We start from the raw sequence: 24,647 nt of genomic DNA on the forward strand, positions 1-24,647 counted from the left end.
TTTTAATTGTCGTCGTTTTCATCAATAACTATAGCATCACGACCTATGTTTTTAGCTCTATACATAGCTCTATCAGCAATTGTGATAGCGTCTTGTTCACTTGTGCATTTTGCCGCGTCGGTAATACCAACTGAGCAAGTGAGTGCTTCATCTATTATTGTCGTTATTGAGTCATCACATCTTAGCTTATCAGTAAATTCAATAATTAACTCTTGAGCTTGCGTCGTATCAGTATAAGGAAATATAAACAAAAACTCTTCACCACCTATCCGAGCAATAGTATCCGATGTTCTAAACATATCGCTCGCTAGATTTGCAAATCCCACTAGTATTTTGTCACCAGTAGGGTGGCCATATTTATCATTTATTTGTTTGAAGAAATCTAAGTCGACTAAGGCTATTGAGAGTGGAAAGCTTTCTCTTTTAGCAAGTTTAAGTTTGACCGCTAAACTGTTAAAAGCAGTTCGTCTATTCGATAATTTCGTTAAAGGGTCAGTATTCGCCAAAGAAGCCAACTTCTTCTGCACCCGATTAGATTGTATATATGCAAAGACAGCTAGAAAGGTAATGGTGATCAGGAACATTACCACAACAATTAAAAAGTAGGATTGTTGTTGTTTAGCTTCTAGCTGCGCGTTAACGTTTTGATTAGCAAGTTCGAGCAGCCTATTTTTATCTGCTGTTGTTGTTAGATTAAATTCAGCACGCAAGCGTTCAAAGTTTTCTTCGTTGTTTTGCTTAGCATATTCTTTATATTCTAGAAATGCAGTACGACTGGCTTCAAATGCTAATTTGTATTCATCGGTTAATGCCAACAATTCACTTTTCAAGGCGAGTAACTCAATGTAATGTGGTTTTAAAGAATCGCCATCTGCATACTCTAGTGCGATGTTTGTTAAATGGATTGCCTGTTTAACCGACTCTTGATCTTTGGCAAACTCGGCTAATTGTTTATGAACTTCAGCCAACATGTATGGATTATTTGATAGCGTGAAGTTCTTAAGAGCTTCTATTAAGCTCAAATGTGCTTTGTTCAAATCGCCATTGCGAATATGAATCCCTGAGAGTTCTTTGTAGGTGTAAGCTTGGCCTTGTGTATCTCCTAGTTGCAACGAAATTTCCATAGATTGCATGAATAATTTAAGTGCTTGAGCGTAATCTCCCGACGTTTTATATGCCCTAGCCAAGCCATAAAGGGCATCACTGTAATCGAGGATTAGATCCGTTTCTTTATAATAGCGTGAGGCTTCCTCAAAATATTTTATTGCCTCGCTGTTACTGCCCGAATATTCGTGCGCCAACGCAATGTAATAAGCTACGTTCCCCGCAGGTAATGTGCCCTCATGCTGAGAACTCAAATAATAAGCTTCAGAAAAGCTATTTAGAGCTAGGTCGTATTTTCCTAGTGTGAGTTCGTTTAGTCCTTTTGCTATATAGCCCTTTTGCAGAAGTGAAAAATCTTTCTTAACTTTTGCCCACGCAACAGCTCGTTCGGCATATTTTACAGCAGTTGTTGCTTGGCCTGTTAACTCATAAGCCATTGATAGTTCGACTAAGATGTTGTTATGCCACCATGTATCAGGCTCATCTTTTACCAGATTGTACGCGTTAAGCGCTTGCTCAAGGGCGTCTTCAGGCATTAATTGAGAGTAATACGCTTGGTTAAGCAAATAATATATTTCTAGTGGGCTAAATACGGACTGCTCAGGAGAAGCTTTTGTCGTTTGTTCTAGGTAGGTGTCGATAATAAGCTGCGGCTTATCTTTGAGTACATCAAGCTCGGCTTGTAATGCAGGGCTAATGCTATCGTCTGCTAAAGCAAAGCTTGCTAAGCAGAGTAAATGAAACGCTATGATAATTCTAAAAAAATAGCTTCGCAAACGAGTTAACCCAGTTATATTTTAATTATGATAGCATTTTTTGTGCTACTGATGTAGTGACCATCATCCTAATATTCTAAAAGTGAAATAGTGCTGGTTGTCTCAACTAGTGTTTCTTTTCGCTTTTCAACATGGTGCTAGGAAAATTGCTTAGTGTTTTACCTAGAAATGTATCATGAGTTACTTCAAGCAGTGATGCAACCTCAAGCAACAATTGATAGGTTTCGTCATCACCTATGGCGCGACACTGAATTGCCAATTGCTCGGCGTCTTGCTTCATACTGTGTAGTTTGTTGTCGATGTCTTTCATAATTACCTCGTTACCCTTATCAAGGCTAAACTAGCTTGGCGCTCAAAGCAATCAAAGAAAACGGCGAATTAGAAGAGGAAGATTCGAAAAATTCTGATTAAACCATGGTTGCTAGGTTTCCCAATTAGGCCAAGATGCTATATTCTTGCGCGCTAGTCTCTGAATAAGAAATACAGCTTATTTACGAGTTCATCAATATAATAAAGGAGCTGTCATGTCGAACGAATGGTCTGGAAAAATCGCTAAGATGCACGTATCGGTTAATGGAGATCATCTAGCCCAATATCATTTGCCTATCGGTGACGATTTGGTAAATATGAATAACTTGATTGGCCAGCAAATAAAGATGCAATATACAGGTAGCATTCACTGTATTCATTGTAATAGAAAAACGAAGAAAAGTTTTAACCAAGGCTATTGCTACCCATGCCTTACCCGTTTGGCACAATGCGATACCTGCATCATTAAGCCTGAACTTTGCCATTATGCCCAAGGCACATGTCGTGAGCCAGAATGGGGGAGCAAAATTGTTTGCAAGATCATTTCGTGTACTTAGCTAACACGGGGCAAATTAAAGTCGGCATAACGCGACATGTAAAAGACGGTGTTTCTTCTCGATGGATAGATCAGGGCGCGTCGCAAGCTATGGCTATTTTTAGAGTAAAAGAGCGATTGTTAAGCGGATTGGTTGAAATCGAGATAGCTAAACACATTGGGGACAAAACGAATTGGCGAACGATGCTTAAAGGCAAGCCAGATAAGCTTGATTTAGTAGCAATGCAAAGTAAAGTTATGGATTTGGTGAAGGAGCCTTTGGCGGCTATTCAACATAAATATGGCATCCAAGCTGTACAAGCATTAGCGCCAAATCCTATTGAAATAGCATACCCTGTAACGCAGTACCCGACAAAAATAAAGTCGATTAATTTAGATAAAGAACCTGTGTTTGAAGGCACCTTAATGGGTATAAAAGGCCAATACTTGTTACTGGACCAAGACCGCGTTATTAACATGCGTAAATACACCGCTTACTCGTTGAGTTTACAAAGCTAGAAAGGATACTTCATGGATGCATTTGAACCCATTACCTTAGCGTCGGGCTTGACGCTTAACAACCGAATTGTTAAGGCCGCGATGGAAGAGAACATGGCCAATAAGTATCAGCAACCTAGTCAAGAAATTTTCAATTTGTACGCATCATGGGCAAGAGGAGAAATGGGGGCTATTATTACCGGCAATGTCATGGTTGATCCCCAAGCAATGACAGGTCCTGGTGGCATAAGCTTGCATGCTAAAAGCGACTTAAGGCCTTTTATAAAATGGGCGCAATTGGCAAAAGCACAAGGCGTAAAGGTGATTATGCAAATAAACCATCCTGGACGCCAAACATATAAAAATATGGGCGGTAAAACACTTGCTCCTTCTAGCATTTCATTGGACCTTGGCAAACACTCTTCATTATTTGCACAGCCCAAAGCAATGACCGAAGCGGATATTCAGGATGTAATAAGCCGTTTTACATCTACCGCAGTGTTGGCCCAAAAAGCAGGCTTTGACGGTGTTCAATTGCATGCTGCTCATGGTTATCTTTTATCGCAATTTTTATCACCATTGGTCAATAAACGACGCGACCAATGGGGTGGTGAAATAAGCCAGCGTGCTCGTTTATTACTCCAAATTGTCGAAAGTGTTAAAAAGGCAGTTGAGCCAAGCTTTTCGATATCTGTAAAACTCAATTCTGCTGATTTTCAGCGTGGGGGTTTTGATGTTGATGACGCCATTTTTGTTGTCCAACAACTTGAAAAATACCAAATAGATTTTGTAGAGCTTTCAGGCGGCAGTTATGAAGCACCCGCAATGCAAGGTCGTAGCAGCGATGAGAAAACCCTCGCAAGAGAAGCGTATTTTTGGAATTTGCTAAATCTATTGCCGCTAAAACGACGCTAAAGCTAATGACAACTGGCGGCGTTAGACGCTTAGCGGTTGCAAATCAAATACTTAATGAACATATTGACCTAGTGGGCATTGCAAGTGCAATGGCTTATCAAGGTGATATCGTTAAAATTTGGAAAACCCAAGCTGATTTTGTTGGCTTTATTCCACAGGTAACTTGGAAAAATAAAACCTTCGCAGCCTTAGCGACAATGGCCTTAGTGCGGCGCCAATTGCAACGATTGGGGAAGTTGAAGTGTCCAAAGCAGAGTGCCTCGCCTATTTTCAGTTTACTTAACGATAGGTTTCGTCTTGCTAGGCTAACAAAACGTTACAAACGTTTTCTTAGCCAAAATTGCTAACTATTTCTCAGACGGCAGTTCTTTAATATATAGGTCGTGTTTCGAATAAGGTATTTCAATATTATTCGCTTTAAACTGCTTAAAGATTGCGGTATTCAATAAATCCAAAATACGACCTTTAATTTCTGGTTTGTCGATCCAAACTAGCAGTTCAAAATCTAAGGCAGAGCCACTAAAGCGGCGAAATCTAACTCTTGGTTCAGGGTCAGTACAGATGGTAGCCTCGTTTCGAGCGACTTCCATTAATACCGACTTTACTAAGTCGATATCTGAATTATAAGAAACACCTACCGGTACTCTGCAGCGTGACTTTTCGTGCGGACCACCTGATTCATTTATGATTTTGGTATTTCCCATTACCGAATTGGGAATGGTAATTTCAACGTCGTCTCGGGTAAGCATACGCGTGCTGCGTATGCCTATATGTGTTATTTGTCCCCGTTCTCCTGAATCTAATACAACGTAATCACCCACTTTATAGGGGGCATCTGCCATAATAAATACGCCAGAGAAAAGATTGGCCAATGTGTCTTTAGCTGCAAAACCAACCGCAATACCGACTATGCCAGCTGAGGCTAACCAAGCCGTCATATCAACATTCCAGACCGAAAATATAAGATACACTGCAAGTACGATGATAATGATATTTATAATATTTTGGAAAAGCGGTAATGTTTTGTAGTTGATACTCTTAAAATTTGTAGGATGCAGCGCCAGCCCAGACAATAATACTTTGTTGGCCTTTAGCATAAAAACAGTCCATACAAGCATGCCAATTGACATTAATATCGACAAGGCAATAAACAAATAGCTTGGATTTAATAAGGATATAGCGCTCGCTAACCCGATTAGCAAAACCGTATAATAAATGGGGGAATGTAATAAATCTAAAAGCCCACTGACCGCTTTAATCGGCGATTTTTCAAATACTTTTTTCAACGCAACAATGATTAAATATTTAAATACCGACGCGATTACAAACGAAATAAGTATTACGGCTGCAGCCTGCATCATTGGTGTTTCACCAAAGGTTGTCAGAAGTGGTGAAATGTAAGATTGAAATTGCTCAAGCATAAGGTAGTTGCCATTGGTGTTGTGAGATAGTTAAAAAACACATCTTTGTTTTTCATATATGGGCCAAGTTACTATGTAGATAATACATAACTCTCTAAGCGCAATGTAGTTCTAATATAACCTTTCGTTACTCCCATACAAAGAAATTAAATACGATGAGCATTTACTTTTTAAACGATAGGCATGCTAAACGAAGACTAAATATGGGCTTACAGTCTAACTCTGGAAACTTGTGAAAGAATAATCTTGAGCCATGGACGCATACTGTTTACACTTTGCACCTTTACTTATTCTCAGGTTACCAAAATGAATGACAATCAGTCTTTACCAGACTTACCCGACCGCCTTTCTAGCAACCCCCGAAGTTCACACTTCGTTGAAGACATTTTCAAAAATGATATTGGTATTAAGTTGAATGGAAAGGAGCGTTTTAACGTTGAAGAATATTGCATTAGCGAAGGATGGGTAAAAATTCCTTCACCAAAAGCTTTAGACCGCCGAGGGCAGCCATTACTAATGACCTTAAAAGGCACGGTTGAGGCTTTTTACAAGTAATGAATTTTCGCTATCGTCGCGGTGCTGTATTGGCCGCGACAAGCGTAGCAAGCGGTTAACTATGCGCATTCCCTTGCTTTTAAAGTTTAAATTTTTGTATTTGTATTTGTATTAACCGGCACCTTGCATAAGTTTATCAATCGTTTTGGCGTAACCCTCATTAAAGTTATCTAAAAACCATTGTACTGCTGGTAAGTTATCTGCATGACTCTTCACTTTTTTCTCAAGGTGCTTTTTGGCGTCAGTAAAGTCGACATTACTGGCATTTAACACCTCTTCTTTTGCTTTAGATAAAGCCACAATATCATCTGCTGCTTTAACCAGTTGCTTTGAGGCCTCGTCGATATCTTTTTGAATAATAAAACTAGCAAACTTTTCCTGTAAGACTTCAGGCAATGAAATAACACACATACGTTCAGTGGCATCTTCAAGCTTTTTGATTTCTTTGGTGATGGCGGGGCTTGCATACTTGATTGGGGAGGCTAAATCCCCTGTGACTGATTCAGCTAATTCATGATACATACCCAACAGGGCGATGCGTTCACAATTGTGCGTTTGCTCAAAAAGCGTGTTGTCGATCTCAGCGAGTAAATGCGCCACCACCGACACGTTTAAGCAGTGAGAATGCAAATCTACGTCAGTATCTATGCGATTATCCATACGATTCCAGCGCTTAATAAAGCGCATACGATAAATCCATCCCAAAAAGTTACTTCTCATGTTCTTCTTTGTACTCGCGTTTGGCGTCAATATGGCCCAATATTATACAAGTCCAATGAGCGAATGAATAGGCGCTTAATACGCTTATTTTCAGGCCCTTATTAGCGAAGATTATTTGAACGTTTCTTCCAAATATTTTTTACATAGCATTCGATTTTAATTGTGCTAGTATTTAAAACAGTATACTTAAGGCTATACTGTATAGAATGGTTTACATCCAAGCATCATCAGAATGCTATCGTAAATTATTCGATTTGAAATCCATGTTACGCACACAAGCCAGATAACCACGCATTAATCTGGAGTAAAAACAACCCAGGCGGCCACGCAGTAGTCTGGAATAATAAAAATATTTAGCTTACACATCCTTAATATAATAGGGGAAATTATGAAAACATGTTTACGATCCTTTTTACTGTTTGTATTCCTTCTCTCTGGAATGAATGCATATGCAGCGCAAGTGGGTGAGATAGTTGGTAAAGTCACTGGGTCTGATGGCTTACCATTAGAAGGTGTAACAATCGAGGCCAAAGGTGATGTATTACCTAGAGCCCGTATAGTAACATCGAATGCCAATGGTTCTTACCGACTACAACTGTTACCTCCAGGCAAGTACGAAATTACCTTTACCGCGCCAAGTGGTGAAACACAAACGGTAAGTTCAACTGTACTCCTTGAGCAAAAAAAGACACTTGATTTACAACTCGGTGCTGTGGTGCCAGAACGCATCGTCGTTTATGGGCAAACCCTCACTACATCAACGAATGCTTCACTAGGTAACTCCCTTAGCGCTGAAACTTTAGACGTGTTACCAACAGCAGTTGAATACAGCTCATTACTTCGTTTAATACCGGGTGTTCAGGTCACTTCTGACAGTGTTCGTGGCCCAAGTGCTGGCTCAAGCGGCCAAGATAACGGTTATAAATTTGATGGTGCAAACCTTTCTGTTCCCTTATTTGGTATTTTAGCATCTTCTCCTTCAACCCATGATGTTGCCCACGTTTCTGTTGAGCGCGGTGGTGCAAGAGCGGTTGGCTTTAACCGAAATGCAGGTGTAACGCTTAACACTGAGAGTAAATCAGGTACTGATGAATTTAAAGGTAGCCTACAGTACCGCTTGCAAAAAGGCTCTTGGCAAGCAGACGACGAAGACGGACTTAGCACAGAAGATGATATTGCTTATATCACTGTTGGTGTAGGCGGTCCGCTTATTGAAGATCAGCTTTATTTTTATGGTTCATACTATACGCGTGACGATTCAAAAGAGAGTGGCGCAAACAGTCGTGGTTCTTTACCCGATATTACCAACGAGCGCGAAGAGTACTTTGGTAAATTTACTTGGACGCCAATCGACGATATTTTAATTAATGCAAGTTACCGCAGTTCTGAAGTAACAGCGACAAACCAAAGCATTGGTATAAATGATACTGTATCTACTGCGCTTGATGCTGTTGATGACTTTGAAGTATTGGTGGTTGACGGTTCTTGGATAATCAATGATTCAACCACACTTAACATATCATATGCCGACACAAAGCAAGCTGCTGGTTCATTCCCAATTACTAATCTAGGCTTCAGAGGCCAGCCGGGCGAATCATTAAATATTGCAGATTTAGCTTCACAGGGTTTCTTTTCGGTACCAGACCTAGAAACCAGAACCGGTGCTAATGCGACCGAGCAAGCCTTAATCGATGCCTATAATGCCGGCGCCGCGCCTCTTATTGCTGCTTATGGCGTTGGCGGTGAAGGACTTGGCGGTGTAGGAGCTGCATCGACTGTTAACGACAACGCGTACTTAGGTGAAACCTTTGAGATTTCGCTTGATCATGTGATGGACATTGGTAATACAACCCATGAATTCCACGTTGGTTTTCAACAAGAAGAAGGTTCAGAAGAGCTGTATCGTGTGTCAAATGGTTGGGGTTCTATTGAGTATTGGGGCGGCTTGGACTTCGATGATGGCGGCCTTGTTGCTCCCGACGGTGACCCGATTCCACTAGACACTATGTATCGAGCGACGGTTCAAACGCGTGGTTTTGATGGTGGCGGCATAAGTGGCCCTCTCGTCTCAGCCTCTAAGTCAATGAACATCGCGGTAAATGACACCATTTCTTGGGAAGACTGGATCTTCGATGTCGGCTTTTTGATTAGCCAAGACGAAATCATTGGTCAGGGTTTACGTAGTGCAAATACTAGCTCTGGTTACGAAGAAGCACGCGGTGAATCTTATGTGATGAAAAAAGTTGGCTTCAGCGATACTTTCCAGCCTCGCTTAACAGCGACGTGGGAATACAGCCCAACTGCATCTGCTTTTGCTAGTTTCGCAAGATATAACCCGGCAGTAAGTTCACTTGCTCGTGCGGCCTCTTGGGACCGTAACACTGGTGGTAGTACAACGCGAGTGTACTTTGATGGAAACGGCAATTTCTTAGACTCAGCTACCAATGTGTCGTCTACAGGTAAATTATTTGCAGACGGCTTAAAGCCAAGAACGGTACAAGAATTTATTTTAGGTCATGAAATGGCATGGCGCGATAATTGGACTGTACGTAATCACGTGCGCTATCGTCGTACATGGAACTATTGGGAAGATACAAACAATAACTCTCGCATAGTTTATGATTGTGAAGACTACCAGGGCCGTGTCGCGGGATTTGCTGATTTGTATCCTGACTTAGTTGCCGCCGCTGCAGCCTGTGAATTTGACTCACCAGATCCCAAAGAACTATATATACCAGTTAACAACCTGATTGGCGAAGGCACTTACGTTATTGCTCAATTAGATGGTGCTTACACTAAGTATTTAGAAGCGAGCATGGAAGTTGATTACAAATCTGAGAACTTCTTCACAACGACATCATTAGTATGGAGTGACTACTATGGTAACTTTGACCAAGATGGAACGACTCGTTTTAATAACGATCAGGGTACATTTATTGGTTCTTCGAATATCGCAGATAGCTGGTATGGTCAATTGTGGGGTAGCTTTACTGATGGCAAGCTACGTGCAAATCGTACTTGGCAGTTTAAAAGCTACGGTGCTTATGAGTTCTCATGGGATGCGAGCCTTGGTTACTTAGCATACTGGCAATCAGGTCATACTTGGGCACATCAATGGGCAAGTACTTTCTACTTAGAGCCTCGTGGTAGCCGCGAAACACCAAGCCACTGGCAGTTAGATATAAACTATACGCAAAGATTTACTTTCTCAAATAATTACGCCTTCCAAGTACGTGTAGACGTTTTCAACTTGTTTGACAAGCAAACAGGCTATAACCCACAGCCACGCTATAGCGACGCTGCGCTAGGTGAATACCGTAGCCATGAAAATCCACGCCGTGTTCAGCTTACTGCTTCATTTACTTTCTAAAAGCTAAACACATTAGTTAATTAGGCCTCGCTCTGCGGGGCGCTTTTTTTGGGGGCGATTAAGTCCACTACTTTTTGTCAGGAGGCAATAATCTGGTAAATCAAACATAGACTTTTATCTAAAGCTGTCAAGAAAGCGCCTGAACAGAACGAAGTGATGTCACAGGGTAATTCACGCTCATATTGCAAGGTAAACAAGGCGAACTTGGTAAAAACAATTTGCTAGTTTCGATTAACGTAATAATGGCGCATATCTTGCTTTTGATTTACCAAACAACATTAGTACTAAAAGTGACGTTTTGCAGACGTTTTTTACTTGGGCTCATTATGCACTACTTTAAAATTTGGCGTAGGAATTGGTTTTAGTGAGTTTTATCGCCTTATGAAAATAAATATCTTATTAGCAATAGTCATTTTCATAATGACTTTTATTTTTCATCCCATTGCAAAGTCGGCGTCTAGCTTGGCCGGTAACCTTTCTGTGGATGATTCTTTTGAGGTTTACATCTCAACAGACGACGCTGTACAAGGCACATTAATCGCCACGGGAAATAACTATCAGACCGTATATAGTATAGCGAGTGCATTAACGCCGGGACAAAACTATTATTTACATATTAAAGCCGCAGACTCCGATGGCATTGCCGGTTTTATTGGTGAATTTGATATAAGCGGAAGCGACCACCTATTTTCTAATGGCAACACTAATTTAAAGACTAATACGAGCGACTGGTTTGTGAGTACAACGGGTTGGGTTAACTACGTAGCAGCTTCATCATACGGGACCAACGACGCAGGCCCAAGGGCGTATAGAAGTGGTATAAGCGATAGTGCTGAATGGATTTGGTCATCTGACGATGAAGCAGACAATCTGACTTACTTTTCTACGAGAATTATAGCCGCAAACCCAACGCCATTAGTGCACTTTAGCTTCGAAGAAGAAAGTTGGCCGGGTACTAGTGATGAAATTCTCGATAGCTCAGGTAATGATTATCATGGGCGTGTACACAGAAATTCAAGCCCATCAATTCTTTCGCCTGCTATTTCCGGTAATCCTGGCACCTGTGGTTATGCGAGTCAAAATGATGGCGGTATACAAGTAACAGGTTTACCACTGGATACCACTACTGTTGGCGCAAAAACGACAATTACATTTTGGATGTACTGGAACGGTGTAGATGGAATGATGCCCATCGGTTGGGAGAAATATGACATCTATTTTTCAGGTGGTGGAATGGGATTTAACACCAGCAATAGCGATCTGTATGGGATTTCAAGTGCCGGTTTAGCCAATAGTTGGCATCATGTTGCCGTTGAATTTACTAACGGTGACGTATTAAGCAATCGAATATACATTGATGGTGTTGAGCAGGTGTTAACACAGCGTATGGGCACACCTGTTAATAGCTTTGCATATGTTGATAGTGAACTGCGAATAGGCGGTTGGTCACTAGATGATGGCTATGGCTTTAATGGTTTTATAGACGAAGTTCAGGTGCATGAGGAAGCGCTAACGGCGGCGCAGGTCAACTCGATTATGACTCAAGATCATCGGTGTCCACTTCGCCCGTTTGCCGACTACCGCTTTGATGAAAACCTTTGGGATGGCACGGCAAATGAAGTTGCCGATGAGTCTGGGAACGGGCATCATGGCATCTCAATTGGTATGAGCACAACGGAAAATGGTAAAATTTGTGGTGCGGGCGATTTTACAGCAACAGGCACAAGTGATTACCTAAGTTTGGCAAATACGGCAATAAGTGGCCTAACTGATTTTACAATCTCGGTGTGGGCTTTAAGCGACGAAATAAACAGTGCCGCAATACTCTCAGGAGCGAATGTTAATTCAAGTGGCGGCAATGAAGTCCTTCTCTTTTATTCCAACGACAATACCTTTAATCCTTTTATAATGGGTTCTAATGCAAGTATGAGCAGTGGCGGGATAAGCGATGAATCTTGGCACCATATCGTTTGGACGCGATCTGGCACTAATCAGTGTTATTACGTAGACGGCGTTTTGGTTGATTGTAAAGTAATCTCTAAAAGCGGCCCCATAGTAGTTGACCCCGGTGGATTAATCATAGGACAAGAACAAGACCAAGTAGGAGGCGGCTTTTCGAGTGTTCAAGCTTGGGATGGTTTGCTTGATGAACTCATTATTTTTGACTCAGCGATACAAGACTCCGAAATAGCCGATTTATACCTTAATCAAAATACAGGAAAAAACTACGATGGTAGCACAAGAGTATGTCCAGGCTCTGCTTTGCCATTACTAGAATATCGATTTGAAGAAGCTTCATGGAATGGCAGCGCTGATGAAATTATTGATCATTCAGGAAATGGTTACCATGGTAAGGTATTAAGTAATTCAAGCCCGCTAACAGTCTCGCCGGCGCTGTCAGGCAGTCCTGGCACTTGTGGTTACGCTAGTCAAAATAGTGGCGCGATTCAAGTAACAGGATTGCCATTAGATACAACTACCCTTGGCGTAAAGACTACCGTAACATTTTGGATGTATTGGGACGGTACCGAATATATTATGCCCATAGGCTGGAATCTACATGATATTTACATTACCAATAATGCTCTTGGATTTAACACGGGTGGCGGTGACCTTTATGGTATTTCTAACGAAGGCTTAGCCAATAGTTGGCATCATGTTGCTGTTGAATTTACTAACGGAAACCTCACTAATAATCGTATTTATATTGATGGAGAAGAAAAAGTATTGAGCCAGCGCTTGGGCTCGCCAAACGATAGTCGCTCTTATGTTAAAAGTGAAATGCGAATAGGGGGTGGACTAACAGTAGTAGCTATAATTTCCATGGATTCATAGATGAGTTGCGTATTTACGAGGGAGCCTTAACGACGGCACAAGTCAATTATATTATGGCAGAGCGACATACTTGCCCAGTGATAATCCCACATCATTATGAGATTGAACATGACGGTAATGCGTTAACATGTGAAGCTGAAAGCGTCACTATTAAAGCCTGCGAAGATGAAAATTGTACAAGTTTAAGTACACAAGCCGTTAGCCTTGATTTACTTGGCGATGGTACGCTTATTAGCTCTGAAACGTTTACCGGTAGCACGACGCTAAGCTTTAATAACACTGAGGCTGAAACCGTAACTCTCTCAATCGCCAATGAATCGATTGCTGCGATATCTCCTTTTGAGTGTGACGATAGTAGCTCAAGCTCCTGTGACATTTTATTTTCCGATGCTGGTTTTAAATTTCTTTATGGCACAAACAATAACAGTACTATCGCTAATCAAACTGCAGGTACTGAGTTTGCAGACAGCTTACAAATTCAAGCGGTGAAATCAAACAACGGTGTTTGTGAAGGCTTGTTCAGTGGTAGTACAACTATCGCTATGTCGCAAGAGAATATAGACCCTAGCGGAGTAAGCGGCCTGAGTTTTAGCGCCAATGGAAATAATATTGCCAAACATCCTTCAGCTAGTAATATCAGCCTGACTTTTGATGCTGAGAGTATCGCTACAATAACAGCCCCTGTATATCGAGATGCTGGGAAAATACGTTTACATGCCAGTTACAATTCAGGTGGTATTGCAGTAGTGGGCAACAGTAATGCATTTTGGGTCAGCCCAGCTCAACTCACACTTAGTGCAACAAGCGGTGCAACGACTTTAAATGGTGATACGGCGGTATCAGCAATTACTCATGAAGCGGGCGAGAACTTTACACTAAGCGTAAGTGCGCTAAACAGTCTGGGTGACATTACGCCAAATTATTCACCAGGCCAATTACAATTGGCTTTGAAGCGCACCGGACCCTTGCTAGCAGACAGTGTTGATGGAACCTTCCGTTATGCGAACGGCTTGAGTCTATTGTCTAATAGCAATCCAAGCTTTGAGAGCGTTACGCTAAGTGATTTTAGTGGAGGTGTATCTACGTTCGATTCGGCTTATTATTCAGAAGTAGGTTTACTAAATTTAGATATTCAAGACAATGATTATGGAAATCAAGGCATAATTGTGTCCGCTGCAGCCCAAAATATTGGCCGTTTCATTCCGCATCATTTTGAACAAAGCATTGCGCAAGACGGTTTATTTCAAGCAACATGTGGCAGTGCAATATCCTTCTTAGCCTACAGTGGTCAAAAAGATCAGGAAACAAATAGTAAAGGTGCGATTTCGTACCTGAGCAACCCTGTGCTTGAAATAAGCGCATTCAATAAACAGGGAGACATTACCCAAAATTATTATGAAGATAGTCAGGGAAGTGCTAACGACTTCATGAAACTCAGTGCCAATACTGTTAGCATAATCACGCCTAGTTTCGATGAAGTCGCAACGGGGGTTAATGGTGCTAAACTACCGATTGTCGCAGAGATGAATTTGGGTACGCTTAGTCAAAACGATTTAACTGCACTCCCCAGTGTAGTCGCTTTACCTAAGGGCGTGTTACATTATGAATTGTCTAGTAATGATAACTTTTATTATGTTCGCTCTCCTAATGCGCTTGTGCAGCCTTTTACCTCAGATATTGATTTTTCGGTTTCGTCAATAATGGATTCTGACAACGTAAGTGCAACGATAACGAATAGCGCATCGCCCACAGGTTTAGATATTTATTTTGGGCGTTTATTTCTTAACAATAGCTTTGGTCCAGAAACTGAAGATCTCGCTCAAAAATTCCAAGTAGAATATTTTAATGGCACAGGTTTTGGGCTTTCTTCCAACGATAATTGCCTCGCATACGATGCAAATGATATGTCACTTACCAATATCAGCCTAGATCCCTCCTATAGTGCGATCGTGGGTGGAACAGGGCGTTTCAATGCAGGGAGATCTGAGGCTATACTTTTACAAGCCCCAGGTACTGGAAACCAAGGAGAAATTGGGGTCTTTTACGAGGCTTACGACTGGTTAAAATATGATTGGGACAACGATGGAGCATACGATGATTCGCCCTCAGCGACAGCGTCGTTTGGTAATTACCGAGGTGATGATAAGTTATTACATTGGCGTGAAAATCTCTAAACTTACGTAGTTAGCGCGAATCAGTGAGTTAGAGATGGTACCAGAGGCCGGACTTGAACCGGCACAGTATTACTACCGGCGGATTTTGAATCCGCTGCGTCTACCAATTTCGCCACTCTGGCATTGAGGATATTGCTTGTATTGGTATTTCCTCTTACGAGGAGGAGTTGAATTATAGCGGTATCATTAAGGGTATCAAGTCTTATTTACAAGATTCAGTATAAAAATAGAGCACTTAACGATAATTTCATCCTATGATGGCATAAGGATGATAATATATTGAAATTAATCGCTAATTAGTTTCATTATATTTCTTCCTATGAAAACATCAGAATTACAACGTGCCGGTTTTTTCAGGCGTTTAGCTGCCATGGTTTATGACACGCTTATTGCGATCGCTGTTGGCTTACTTGCGGCTTTAGTCATTACTGGGATTATTACCGCACTACTTGAAAATGGCTTTCTCTCAAAACAGGGCTACGAACATGTTAGCGAGCTTATTCAATCATCCTTTTGGTATGCGCTTGCTATTCAAATATGGGTAGCCTTGTGGATCGCGGGCTTCTTTCTTTGGTTTTGGAAAAATGGCGGGCAAACCCTTGGTATGCGGGCATGGCGTTTGCGTATTTTTAGTTTGCATGAAGACGTATCGATTGGTTATGGTCGCCTGCTATTAAGGTTGCTTTGTTCGCTTGGTGGTTTAGGCACCTTGCTTGTGCTGTTAGACTTTAAATCAAAGCAATCCTTACAAGACCGCGTGGCAGGAACGCAAATGCTGGTGCTCACCAGTGAGCAAAATCACCACAAAAATTGGTAAATCAGTGCAGTCATCGCCGCAAAAGCATTATTGCCACGAGTGTAAAGAGCAAGCTTGGTAACAAAGCACCAATTACGGGTGGGAACTGAAAGACCAAGGCCACTTGTCCAAACATTTCATTGCTCACAAAGAAGCCAAATCCTGCCAATATACCCATGCCGGTGCGCGCACCCATGGTAACTGAACGCAACGGGCCAAATATAAATGACATGGCCATTAACAACATCACTGCTACCGACACCGGTTGCAATATTTTACGCCATAGCGCAAGTTCGTAACGCGCAGAATCTTGGCCATTGTTTCGTAAGTATTCGATATAGTCACCTAAGCCGCGTATCGATAAAGCCTCAGGCTTTACTGCAACTATCCCGAGTTTGTCAGGGGTAATGGTACTTTCCCATTCATAGCTTCGCATTTGGCTATTTTGAATACGCTGCGGTGTAAATACCACTTGTTTGACATCGCTTAGTAGCCAGCTATCACGATTAAAACTCGCTTGCTGGGCACTTATTACTTGTACCAGTGCCAAGCTATCATTAAATTGATAGATGTTGACATTTTGTAGCGTATTTTGATTTAGCACCTGGCCAATACTCACAAAGTCATTGCCATCTTTTGCCCATGTAAGCGAATCTGAAGACAATAAACTTCCTCCAGACAACGCTTGCGTGCGTATTTGTTTTGCCTTTGATTCACTCACTGGCGTTACGTATTCACCTAAGGCCATTACCGCGACAATAATTAACACGACCGATTTCATCGCGCTGATGGTTATTTTTGTGCGCGACAAGCCCGCAGCTTGCATTACCACTAACTCGCTGCTTTGGGCCAATAAACCCATCCCAATTAGCGCGCCTAGCAAGGTTGCCATTGGCAAAAATAGTTCTACCTCTCGAGGAAGGCTAAGCAGCACATATAGACCTGCGATGGTCATGTCGTAGTCACCTTGACCAACGCGGCGCAATTGTTCTACAAATTTAATTAGTGCACTTAAGCCAATAAGGACCGAAAGCGTTACTGCGATAGAGCTAAACAGGGTACGGGCAATATATAAATCGATGAGCTTAAACATTTTATTGGCTCACCTCTTTTTTGGAACCAAGAAACAAGCGCCTTATAAATGCACCTGTTTTCCGTTCGCGCGCAATTAGACCGGTTCCAACGGTCAACATCACCAAATGCACCCACCAAAGGCCAACAAAACTGGGTAATTTTCCGTCTTCCATAATGCGTCTACTGGCCAGCAATAATAAAAAGTAGCCCAAATATAACAATAGCGCAGGTAACATTTTGCCAAAACGTCCTTGGCGTGGATCAACAGCACTTAAAGGTACCGCAATTAACACCAAAAAAGGCAACGATAAAGGAATTGCCAAGCGCCATTGAAATTCGGCTTTTGCTTCAATAGTGTCCATACCCCATAAGGTCAACGTTGGGATTGCGACCATTTTTCGTCGTTCTTCTTGGGTATCGGGTTCGTCAATCGTTACTGCGTATTCGTCAAACTGTACTATCTGGTAATCGTTAGCAATGGTGCTTCCTTCGTACTGAATACCTTTCTCAAGCACCAATTGCTGTCCGCCAGCAGGGCCTTGTTGGATGCGCCCGCTTTGGGAATAGATTAGGTGTATATCGTCTTCTTTTACACTGGGCTGAGCTAAAAACACTTTCAAAAGACTTTCGTTTTCAGTATCAACGTCATGCACGAAAATAACGGAGTTGTCTTCACCTGTTTGTTGGAAACGCCCCGGAATAACAGCGGCAAGCCCCGATTTGGCTGCGGCTTCTTCTTGTAGTTGATATTCTTTTTCCATGGCTAAAGGGGCTAAATACAGCGTGACTATAGCTGTGGCTATGGCAACTAAAAAAGCGACAAATAAGGTTACACGTACAATGTACCACTCACTCACCCCGCAAGCGCGAAGCACAGTCATTTCGCTGTCTACGTACAAACGTCCATGCGCAAGCATAACACCTAAAAATAGACTAATAGGAAGTACTAGTGACGCAAGTACTGGGCTATATAAGGTAATAAAGCCAACGACTAAATCCGCCGGTACGTTTCCGTCGGTAGCGTCACCTAAAATACGTACAAACCTTAGGGTTATAAATATCGACATGAGTATGAAAAACACAGCCAATTGTGATTTAAAGGTTTCGCGCAGCAAATATCGGAAAATTAACATGTATGATAGAAGTCTTTTTCACTAAAATAGCGTTTTTTGATGAAAATCTGGCGTTATTTGAGTAAACTTTGCGTTTATAGAAGTTTAGTACAACACACCAACTATTTTTGCCAGTTTAACACAAACCTTTTTCGCAAAAACAAAAAAATAGTTTTTCTTGTACACTTATGCCATTTGCTTGTTTTTAAACAAGTTTATGCTTTGCATAAAAAATACAATAAACATGCTAAAACAATATTTGGCATAACAATAATAATACCAAGGGGACAGTATGGAATTTGGCGTAAAAAGCGGCAGCCCAGAAAAGCAAAGAAGTGCGTGTATCGTTGTAGGCGTGTTTGAACCAAGACGACTTACTACTGTGGCTGAACAACTTGACCAAATAAGTGACGGATATATTAGCAATCTTATTCGCCGCGGTGATTTAGAAGGTAAAGCCGGGCAAATGTTATTGCTTCATCATGTACCCAATGTGCTTAGCGAGCGCGTATTGTTGGTCGGTTGCGGTAAAGAGCGTGAACTTAATGAACGCCAGTATAAACAAATCGTCGCGAAAACAATTCAAACCTTAAACGAAACCGGCTCGATGGAAGCGGTGAGTTTTTTGACTGAGTTACATGTTAAAGGGCGTGATACTTACTGGAAAGTTCGCCAAGCCGTTGAGGCCGCAAATGACTCGGTATACAGCTTTTTGCAATTAAAGACCAAAAAAGGCGAGCCTCGTCGTCCTCTACGCAAAATGGTGTTTAACGTCTCTACCCGCAAAGAACTACATTTAGGTGAACGTGCGATTGAGCATGCTGCTGCGGTAAGTAAAGGCGTTAAAGTGGCAAAAGATGTTAGCAACATGCCACCAAACATATGTAACCCTAAATACTTAAATGAGCAATGTGCAGAATTGGTCAGTCAGTTTGATACCTTATCGCTAGAAACGATTGATGAAGCAGAAATGGAAAAGCTTGGCATGCAAACTTACTTAGCGGTAGGGCGAGGTTCTGTAAACGAATCAATTATGTCAGTGGTACACCATAAAGGCGGCGCTGAAGGTGATAAACCCTATGTCTTAGTCGGTAAAGGCTTAACCTTTGACAGCGGCGGAATATCGTTAAAACCGGGCGATGCAATGGACGAAATGAAATACGACATGTGCGGAGCGTCATCTGTCCTTGGTGTTATGCATACGGTTGCTGAACTTAATCTGCCAATCAATATTATTGGCGTGATCGCCGGTTGCGAAAATATGCCTGATGCAAACGCGTATCGCCCTGGCGATATTTTAACAACAATGTCAGGGCAAACTGTTGAAGTGCTAAACACTGATGCTGAAGGGCGTTTGGTCTTATGTGATGCGCTTACTTTTGTCGAACGCTACGAGCCAGAACTTGTCATCGATATTGCAACCTTAACGGGTGCATGCGTAGTGGCCTTGGGTAAACATGCTAGCGCTGTATTTACTTCACACAACCCTTTAGCGCATGAAATGCTAAATGCCTCGGAGCAAAGCAGTGACAAAGCTTGGCGTTTACCCTTGTGGGATGAATATCAAGAGCAAATAGAAAGTCCATTCGCTGACATGTCTAACTTAGGTGGCCGGCCAGCAGGTGCGATTACCGCCGCTTGTTTCTTATCACGCTTTGCGCGCAAATACACTTGGGCACATCTTGATATCGCGGGCACAGCATGGCTTGGCGGAGCACGAAAAGGTGCAACTGGTCGACCCGTTCCTATGCTGTCACAGTTTTTAATGAACAAAGCGAATATCGCAATTGATGAGTAGTCTAGAGACTGCTCAGCACTCGCGGCGTAACCTATATAAGCGAATTTAAATATCATGCCTTTAGTCACCTTCTATGCACTTAATGAAGCTATCAAAAGTGCTGAAAGTAAAGAGATTGCTAGCGAATTAGTTAAGGCCTCTGAATTGCTCATTGAGTGTGTCTCAAAACGCAAAAAGGTGAGCGTAATATGTACCACGCAAACGCAAGCAGAGGACTTTGATGACCTCATATGGCAGTTTCCAGCGAGCAGCTTTATTCCTCATAATCTTTATGGTGAAGGCCCAGAGATGGGCACGCCGGTAGAGATTATTTGGCATTCAGCTTATTTAAGTATGACGAAATTGCGAAATACCGCCGTGGTGATTAATTTGTCACAACATTATCTGGAGAATGTAAGTAACATCCAGCATATTATCGATTTTGTGCCAATAAGCGAAAGTGAAAAGGCACAAGCGCGTGAGCGCTATAAACAATACAAGCAAGCGGGTTGCCAGCTTGAATATAAAACCGCTTAATACACCTTAAGCCCCATTTGATTAAATATATTTTGAAAGAGTACATTAATGGAAAAAACATTTAACCCGCATAAGATAGAACAAGCCTGTTACAAGCATTGGGAATCCCAAGGTTTGTTCGCACCTAGCGGCAAAGGTGATCCCTACTGTATTTTGCTACCGCCACCTAATGTTACCGGCAATTTGCATATGGGCCATGCTTTTCAGCACACCATAATGGATGCCTTAACCCGCTACCATAGAATGAAGGGTGACAATACCCTTTGGCAAGTAGGCACTGATCACGCAGGCATTGCCACGCAAATGGTTGTTGAACGACAACTTAATGCTGATGGTAAAACCCGTCATGATTTAGGCCGTGAAAAATTTGTTGAACGAGTGTGGGATTGGAAAGCACAATCAGGTGGCAATATCACGCAGCAAATGCGCCGCTTAGGTACATCACCTGACTGGACACGTGAAGTGTTCACCATGGACGATAATTTATCTGCAGCCGTGCAAGAAGTGTTTATAAAGCTCTATGACGAAGGCTTGATTTACCGAGGTAAACGACTCGTAAATTGGGACCCGGCACTACTGACTGCAGTATCAGACCTTGAAGTTATCAGTGAAGAAGAAGATGGCTTTATGTGGCATATGCGTTACCCGCTTAGTGACGGTAGCGGCCATATCGTTGTCGCCACCACGCGTCCCGAAACGATGTTGGGAGATTCAGCGGTTGCAGTACATCCTGACGACGAGCGCTATCAAGCACTCATCGGTAAAACGCTCACCTTACCTATTACCGGTAGAGAAATACCCATTATCGCGGATGACTATGTTGACCAAGACTTTGGAACCGGTTGCGTAAAAATAACGCCTGCCCATGATTTTAACGATTATGAAATGGGCAAGCGCCATAACTTAGCGCTTATCAATATCCTCACCGATGATGCAAAAATTAATGATCAAGCACCTATTGAGTATCAAGGTTTAGACCGTTTTGATGCGCGTAAAAAGATTGTTGATGCGCTTAAGGAACAGGACTTACTGGTTGAAATTAAGCCGCATAAATTAAAGGTCCCACGTGGCGATCGTTCTGGTGTGGTGATTGAACCATTCCTCACCGACCAATGGTATGTTGCAGTTGAGTCTTTAGCAAAGCCCGCTATTGAAGCGGTTGAGTCGGGTGAAATTAAATTCATCCCAGAGAACTGGAATAAAACCTACTATCAATGGATGAATAATATTCAAGATTGGTGTATTTCACGTCAGTTGTGGTGGGGTCATCGCATACCTGCATGGTTTGACGAAAACGGTAAAATTTACGTAGGTAAAAACGAACAAGATGTTAGAGCAAAACATCAGCTCGACGATGCTGTTAGTTTGAGACAAGACGATGATGTACTCGATACTTGGTTCTCATCGGCATTGTGGCCATTTGCGACCATGGGCTGGCCAGAAGAGACTCCTGAACTTGAGACGTTTTTGCCAAGCTCAGTACTGGTGACCGGTTTTGACATCATCTTTTTCTGGGTCGCCAGAATGGTCATGATGACCAAAAAGTTCACAGGTAAAATACCTTTTAAAGAGATTTATATCACCGGTCTAATCCGTGACGAAAACGGCGATAAAATGTCTAAATCAAAAGGAAACGTGCTCGATCCTATTGATTTAATTGACGGTATTGAATTAGAACCACTGGTGGCTAAACGCACCAGCGGTATGATGAATCCAAAAGATGCCAAGAAAATAGAAAAAGCGACGCGCAAACAATTTGAGAATGGCATTGCCGCTTATGGAACAGATGCTTTGCGTTTTACCTTTACGGCCATGGCTTCTACTAGTCGTGATATTAATTTTGATATGGGCAGGGTTGAGGGCTACCGCAATTTCTGTAATAAAATTTGGAATGCGACGCGCTTTGTATTGATGAATACCGAAGAGTTTGACACTGGTAATCAAGGTGGCGAGCTTCAATTGAGCGTATTTGATAAGTGGATTTGGTCTAGCTTCCAAACGACCTTACAAAATGTTGAGACTGCCATTGCTCAATACCGCTTTGATATTGCGTCTCAAAATTTGTATGAATTTACTTGGAATCAATTCTGCGATTGGTATTTAGAATTGTCTAAGGCGGTTTTAAATTCTAGCACCAGCACTGATGCAGAGAAGCGCGGGACTAGGCATACACTGATTAATGTACTTGAGCATTTGATGCGCGTTTTACACCCAATCATGCCTTTCATTAGCGATGAAATTTGGCAAAAAATTAAGCCGCTTTCAGCAAACCCTACTCAGGTTGAAAGTATTATGGCAGATGTGTTCCCGAGTGTGGATGCAGCGCGAAAAGATACCCAAGCTGAAGCCGATATTGAATGGGTAAAAGCCTTCGTTGTTGGTATTCGTAACATACGCGGCGAAATGGACATTGCGCCTTCTAAAAAGTTACCTGTGCTGCTAAACAATACCAGTGAAAGCGATAAAAACCGTTTGGCGAGTAGTTACGAGTATTTATCTTTGTTAGCTAAGCTTGAATCAATTGATATCTTGGCCAGTGGTGAGACACCACCAGCCTCTGCAACGGCACTCGTTGGCGAAATGGAGATTATGATACCCATGGCTGGCTTGATTGACAAAGATGCTGAACTCGCGCGATTGGCTAAGGCTGCGGACAAATTACAAGGTGACGTAAAACGTACGCAAGGTAAACTGAGTAATGAAAACTTTGTGAGCAAAGCGCCTGCAGCAGTTATCGATAAAGAAAAGGCCAAACTGGCCGACGCTGAAATGCAATTGAAGAAGATTCAAGAGCAGGTAGAAGCGATAAAAGCACTTTAAGTGAATGACCTTAGCGCACCTTGTGAGCTAAGGTCTTATTTTTTTGAAAGTTGCCGAAATAACAAACGGTAGCCAACAAACATGAACAATACTGGGATAAGAATAAACACCAGTACAAACTCCGCCAAGATATAAACAGCAGCACTGACTGCTTCGTTGGCTTTATTTTCCATGGAAGAAAATATCTCATCAAGCTTGAAAGTATTGCTGATGCTTTCAAACCATCCGCTCTCTTCTTTTTCACTAGCAGTTTTATTTAGGTTTTCAATGTCATCTTGCGCTACAACCAAGGTTGATACCGATGCTTGGCGGTCTTGTTCAAGCCACGATTGCATTAAGCTAGAAGTCAATACCATTACAGGCACCATAAGGCGCAAAATAGTGAGCAATACAACCAGGCGAATCAAAGTCTGTTGACGCAGAACGGAAATACGTTGGCTAGCCACCAAAATACCAATAATGACTACCGCAGCCAATAAACTCCAGCGTAAAAATGCGATATCAGTGAGGTTTAGGATTATTTTTTGAACGCCAATGGACGCCGAGGCAAAAAGTAAAACAGTGGATACTTGCTCGACTAGATCATTGAGCGGGTCAAGTATTTCGCCGGGAGTTAGGGTAACGCCTACGCCCATTGGTTCAATCGATACTTCTGTTCCCTGAGCGGTAGATATTACGGCATTTAAACCACGCAGTATCGCATAAACCGACAAGGTTACTCCGAGCATTTTAGTTAACTGAGCACCAACATTGTCACCCAAAGGAACACATAACAAAACACCACACACAAAGAGTAAAAAGAGTGATAAATGGTGTTTGTTTATTGTCATAATTGCCCTTACACGTAAAGCGCTTTTACTTTGTTGGCTTAGTCTATATCGCCGTTGTACATTTCGTCATCAAACACGTCTTCATCATCGATGGCGTCATCGCCCACGTAATATGTGCCCCAGCCATCATAATGTACTCTGTGTTTTTCTGCGATTTTGAGCAAGATGTCTACGTCTTTATTAAATACATCTAGGTCAAGACGCTTTTCAACAATGGCATCAAAACAAAAAACTGTTCCACCATCGTCTAACATTAGCTCTTCTGCGTCAGTGACTTCAAAGCCGGCTTTAAAAGAATCGACTGCGGCTTTTTCAAGCAAATCAAAGTCTTTGCTTGCCATATGGTGTTCAATAATATGATTTTGAGATGTATCAGTACCATCGTCGGTCAATGCTTGAATCGTTTCTTCATTAAATTCATACCATTGCTGGGCTTCGTTACTCATTTTTACTTCCTAATCGTGTTGAAGGCTGTAGTGAGCTAGTGGC

General features: G+C 42.0%; 16 protein-coding genes, 1 tRNA gene and 2 pseudogenes. 10 read left to right on the forward strand and 9 right to left on the reverse strand.

The features are described from left to right. Positions 1–2: 2 nt before the first annotated feature. Positions 3–1,880 (reverse strand): tetratricopeptide repeat-containing diguanylate cyclase, encoded by a 1,878-nt coding sequence (locus AC0L6H_RS10245; protein WP_473394176.1) that lies wholly within the window; start codon positions 1,878–1,880, stop codon positions 3–5. Between the two features lie 106 nt (positions 1,881–1,986). Continuing rightward, complete coding sequence (locus AC0L6H_RS10250; RefSeq protein WP_473394177.1) at positions 1,987–2,190, reverse strand: hypothetical protein; 204 nt, start codon at positions 2,188–2,190, stop codon at positions 1,987–1,989. Positions 2,191–2,404: 214 nt separating this feature from the next. Here AC0L6H_RS10250 and AC0L6H_RS10255 point away from each other — a divergent pair. Both AC0L6H_RS10255 and AC0L6H_RS10260 read left to right on the forward strand, forming a co-directional pair. Further along, positions 2,405–3,243, forward strand: a pseudogene (locus AC0L6H_RS10255) (DUF2797 domain-containing protein). A 12-nt stretch (positions 3,244–3,255) separates the two neighbouring features. Then, positions 3,256–4,484 (forward strand): annotated as a pseudogene (locus AC0L6H_RS10260) (NADH:flavin oxidoreductase/NADH oxidase family protein). On the opposite strand, the gene AC0L6H_RS10265 reads toward AC0L6H_RS10260, so the two are convergent. Then, a complete protein-coding gene (locus AC0L6H_RS10265; RefSeq protein ID WP_473394178.1) occupies positions 4,485–5,558 on the reverse strand; it encodes a mechanosensitive ion channel family protein in 1,074 nt (357 codons plus the stop codon). Between the two features lie 306 nt (positions 5,559–5,864). Here AC0L6H_RS10265 and AC0L6H_RS10270 point away from each other — a divergent pair, with 306 nt between their 5' ends. After that, positions 5,865–6,113 carry a DUF3297 family protein gene (locus AC0L6H_RS10270; protein WP_473394179.1) on the forward strand — a complete coding sequence of 83 codons (249 nt, stop codon included), beginning with the start codon at positions 5,865–5,867 and terminating at the stop codon, positions 6,111–6,113. Positions 6,114–6,224: 111 nt separating this feature from the next. Here AC0L6H_RS10270 and yfbR read toward each other — a convergent pair whose 3' ends face one another. Further along, the gene (gene yfbR, locus AC0L6H_RS10275; protein WP_473394181.1) at positions 6,225–6,833 is read right to left on the reverse strand and encodes a 5'-deoxynucleotidase; all 609 of its coding nucleotides are present in this window, start codon (positions 6,831–6,833) and stop codon (positions 6,225–6,227) included. Between the two features lie 388 nt (positions 6,834–7,221). On the opposite strand from yfbR, the gene AC0L6H_RS10280 reads away from it, so the two are divergent. The 3 genes from AC0L6H_RS10280 (at position 7,222) to AC0L6H_RS10290 (ending at position 15,212) form a co-directional block, all read left to right on the forward strand. Next, the gene (locus AC0L6H_RS10280) at positions 7,222–10,203 is read left to right on the forward strand and encodes a TonB-dependent receptor (RefSeq protein ID WP_473394182.1); all 2,982 of its coding nucleotides are present in this window, start codon (positions 7,222–7,224) and stop codon (positions 10,201–10,203) included. A 381-nt stretch (positions 10,204–10,584) separates the two neighbouring features. Then, positions 10,585–13,038 (forward strand): LamG domain-containing protein, encoded by a 2,454-nt coding sequence (locus AC0L6H_RS10285; protein WP_473394183.1) that lies wholly within the window; start codon positions 10,585–10,587, stop codon positions 13,036–13,038. Between the two features lie 5 nt (positions 13,039–13,043). After that, positions 13,044–15,212, forward strand: a complete 2,169-nt coding sequence (locus AC0L6H_RS10290) for a DUF6701 domain-containing protein (RefSeq protein WP_473394184.1) — start codon at positions 13,044–13,046, stop codon at positions 15,210–15,212. Positions 15,213–15,247: 35 nt separating this feature from the next. On the opposite strand, the gene AC0L6H_RS10295 is transcribed toward AC0L6H_RS10290, so the two are convergent. Then, positions 15,248–15,334, reverse strand: a tRNA-Leu gene (locus tag AC0L6H_RS10295). Between the two features lie 197 nt (positions 15,335–15,531). Between AC0L6H_RS10295 and AC0L6H_RS10300 the strand changes: the two genes are divergently transcribed. After that, on the forward strand, positions 15,532–16,029 hold the full coding sequence (locus tag AC0L6H_RS10300; protein WP_473394185.1) for an RDD family protein: 498 nt from the start codon (positions 15,532–15,534) through the stop codon (positions 16,027–16,029). 10 nt (positions 16,030–16,039) lie between these two features. Here AC0L6H_RS10300 and lptG read toward each other — a convergent pair whose 3' ends face one another. Further along, the gene (lptG, locus tag AC0L6H_RS10305) at positions 16,040–17,101 is read right to left on the reverse strand and encodes an LPS export ABC transporter permease LptG (protein WP_473394186.1); all 1,062 of its coding nucleotides are present in this window, start codon (positions 17,099–17,101) and stop codon (positions 16,040–16,042) included. Position 17,102: 1 nt separating this feature from the next. Next, the gene (lptF, locus tag AC0L6H_RS10310; RefSeq protein WP_473394187.1) at positions 17,103–18,215 is read right to left on the reverse strand and encodes an LPS export ABC transporter permease LptF; all 1,113 of its coding nucleotides are present in this window, start codon (positions 18,213–18,215) and stop codon (positions 17,103–17,105) included. 271 nt (positions 18,216–18,486) lie between these two features. Between lptF and pepA the strand changes: the two genes are divergently transcribed. From pepA to AC0L6H_RS10325, 3 genes are read left to right on the forward strand one after another with little or no spacing between them, the layout of a single operon-like run. Beyond that, a complete protein-coding gene (gene pepA, locus AC0L6H_RS10315) occupies positions 18,487–19,992 on the forward strand; it encodes a leucyl aminopeptidase (protein WP_473394189.1) in 1,506 nt (501 codons plus the stop codon). A gap of 54 nt (positions 19,993–20,046) precedes the next feature. Then, positions 20,047–20,508, forward strand: coding sequence for a DNA polymerase III subunit chi (locus tag AC0L6H_RS10320; RefSeq protein ID WP_473394190.1), 462 nt, complete (start codon positions 20,047–20,049; stop codon positions 20,506–20,508). 48 nt (positions 20,509–20,556) lie between these two features. After that, positions 20,557–23,328 (forward strand): valine--tRNA ligase, encoded by a 2,772-nt coding sequence (locus AC0L6H_RS10325; RefSeq protein WP_473394191.1) that lies wholly within the window; start codon positions 20,557–20,559, stop codon positions 23,326–23,328. A gap of 35 nt (positions 23,329–23,363) precedes the next feature. Here the strand turns inward: AC0L6H_RS10325 and AC0L6H_RS10330 are convergent, their stop codons facing one another. Both AC0L6H_RS10330 and rraB read right to left on the reverse strand, forming a co-directional pair. After that, a complete protein-coding gene (locus tag AC0L6H_RS10330) occupies positions 23,364–24,158 on the reverse strand; it encodes a hypothetical protein (protein WP_473394192.1) in 795 nt (264 codons plus the stop codon). A gap of 38 nt (positions 24,159–24,196) precedes the next feature. Continuing rightward, entirely contained in the window at positions 24,197–24,604 is a 408-nt protein-coding gene (gene rraB / locus AC0L6H_RS10335) for a ribonuclease E inhibitor RraB (protein WP_473394193.1), read from the reverse strand. Positions 24,605–24,647: the final 43 nt, after the last annotated feature.

It is taken from the genome of Glaciecola sp. G7-5 (assembly GCF_055808975.1).

Excerpts from the sequence above, each read along its gene's own strand:
- AC0L6H_RS10250 (WP_473394177.1), bottom strand. The coding sequence starts at position 2,190 with ATGAAAGACATCGACAACAAACTACACAGTATGAAGCAAGACGCCGAG.
- AC0L6H_RS10265 (WP_473394178.1), bottom strand. The coding sequence starts at position 5,558 with ATGCTTGAGCAATTTCAATCTTACATTTCACCACTTCTGACAACCTTT.
- AC0L6H_RS10270 (WP_473394179.1), top strand. The coding sequence starts at position 5,865 with ATGAATGACAATCAGTCTTTACCAGACTTACCCGACCGCCTTTCTAGC.
- yfbR (WP_473394181.1), bottom strand. The coding sequence starts at position 6,833 with ATGAGAAGTAACTTTTTGGGATGGATTTATCGTATGCGCTTTATTAAG.
- AC0L6H_RS10280 (WP_473394182.1), top strand. The coding sequence starts at position 7,222 with ATGAAAACATGTTTACGATCCTTTTTACTGTTTGTATTCCTTCTCTCT.
- AC0L6H_RS10285 (WP_473394183.1), top strand. The coding sequence starts at position 10,585 with ATGAAAATAAATATCTTATTAGCAATAGTCATTTTCATAATGACTTTT.
- AC0L6H_RS10300 (WP_473394185.1), top strand. The coding sequence starts at position 15,532 with ATGAAAACATCAGAATTACAACGTGCCGGTTTTTTCAGGCGTTTAGCT.
- lptG (WP_473394186.1), bottom strand. The coding sequence starts at position 17,101 with ATGTTTAAGCTCATCGATTTATATATTGCCCGTACCCTGTTTAGCTCT.
- lptF (WP_473394187.1), bottom strand. The coding sequence starts at position 18,215 with ATGTTAATTTTCCGATATTTGCTGCGCGAAACCTTTAAATCACAATTG.
- pepA (WP_473394189.1), top strand. The coding sequence starts at position 18,487 with ATGGAATTTGGCGTAAAAAGCGGCAGCCCAGAAAAGCAAAGAAGTGCG.
- AC0L6H_RS10320 (WP_473394190.1), top strand. The coding sequence starts at position 20,047 with ATGCCTTTAGTCACCTTCTATGCACTTAATGAAGCTATCAAAAGTGCT.
- AC0L6H_RS10325 (WP_473394191.1), top strand. The coding sequence starts at position 20,557 with ATGGAAAAAACATTTAACCCGCATAAGATAGAACAAGCCTGTTACAAG.
- AC0L6H_RS10330 (WP_473394192.1), bottom strand. The coding sequence starts at position 24,158 with ATGACAATAAACAAACACCATTTATCACTCTTTTTACTCTTTGTGTGT.
- rraB (WP_473394193.1), bottom strand. The coding sequence starts at position 24,604 with ATGAGTAACGAAGCCCAGCAATGGTATGAATTTAATGAAGAAACGATT.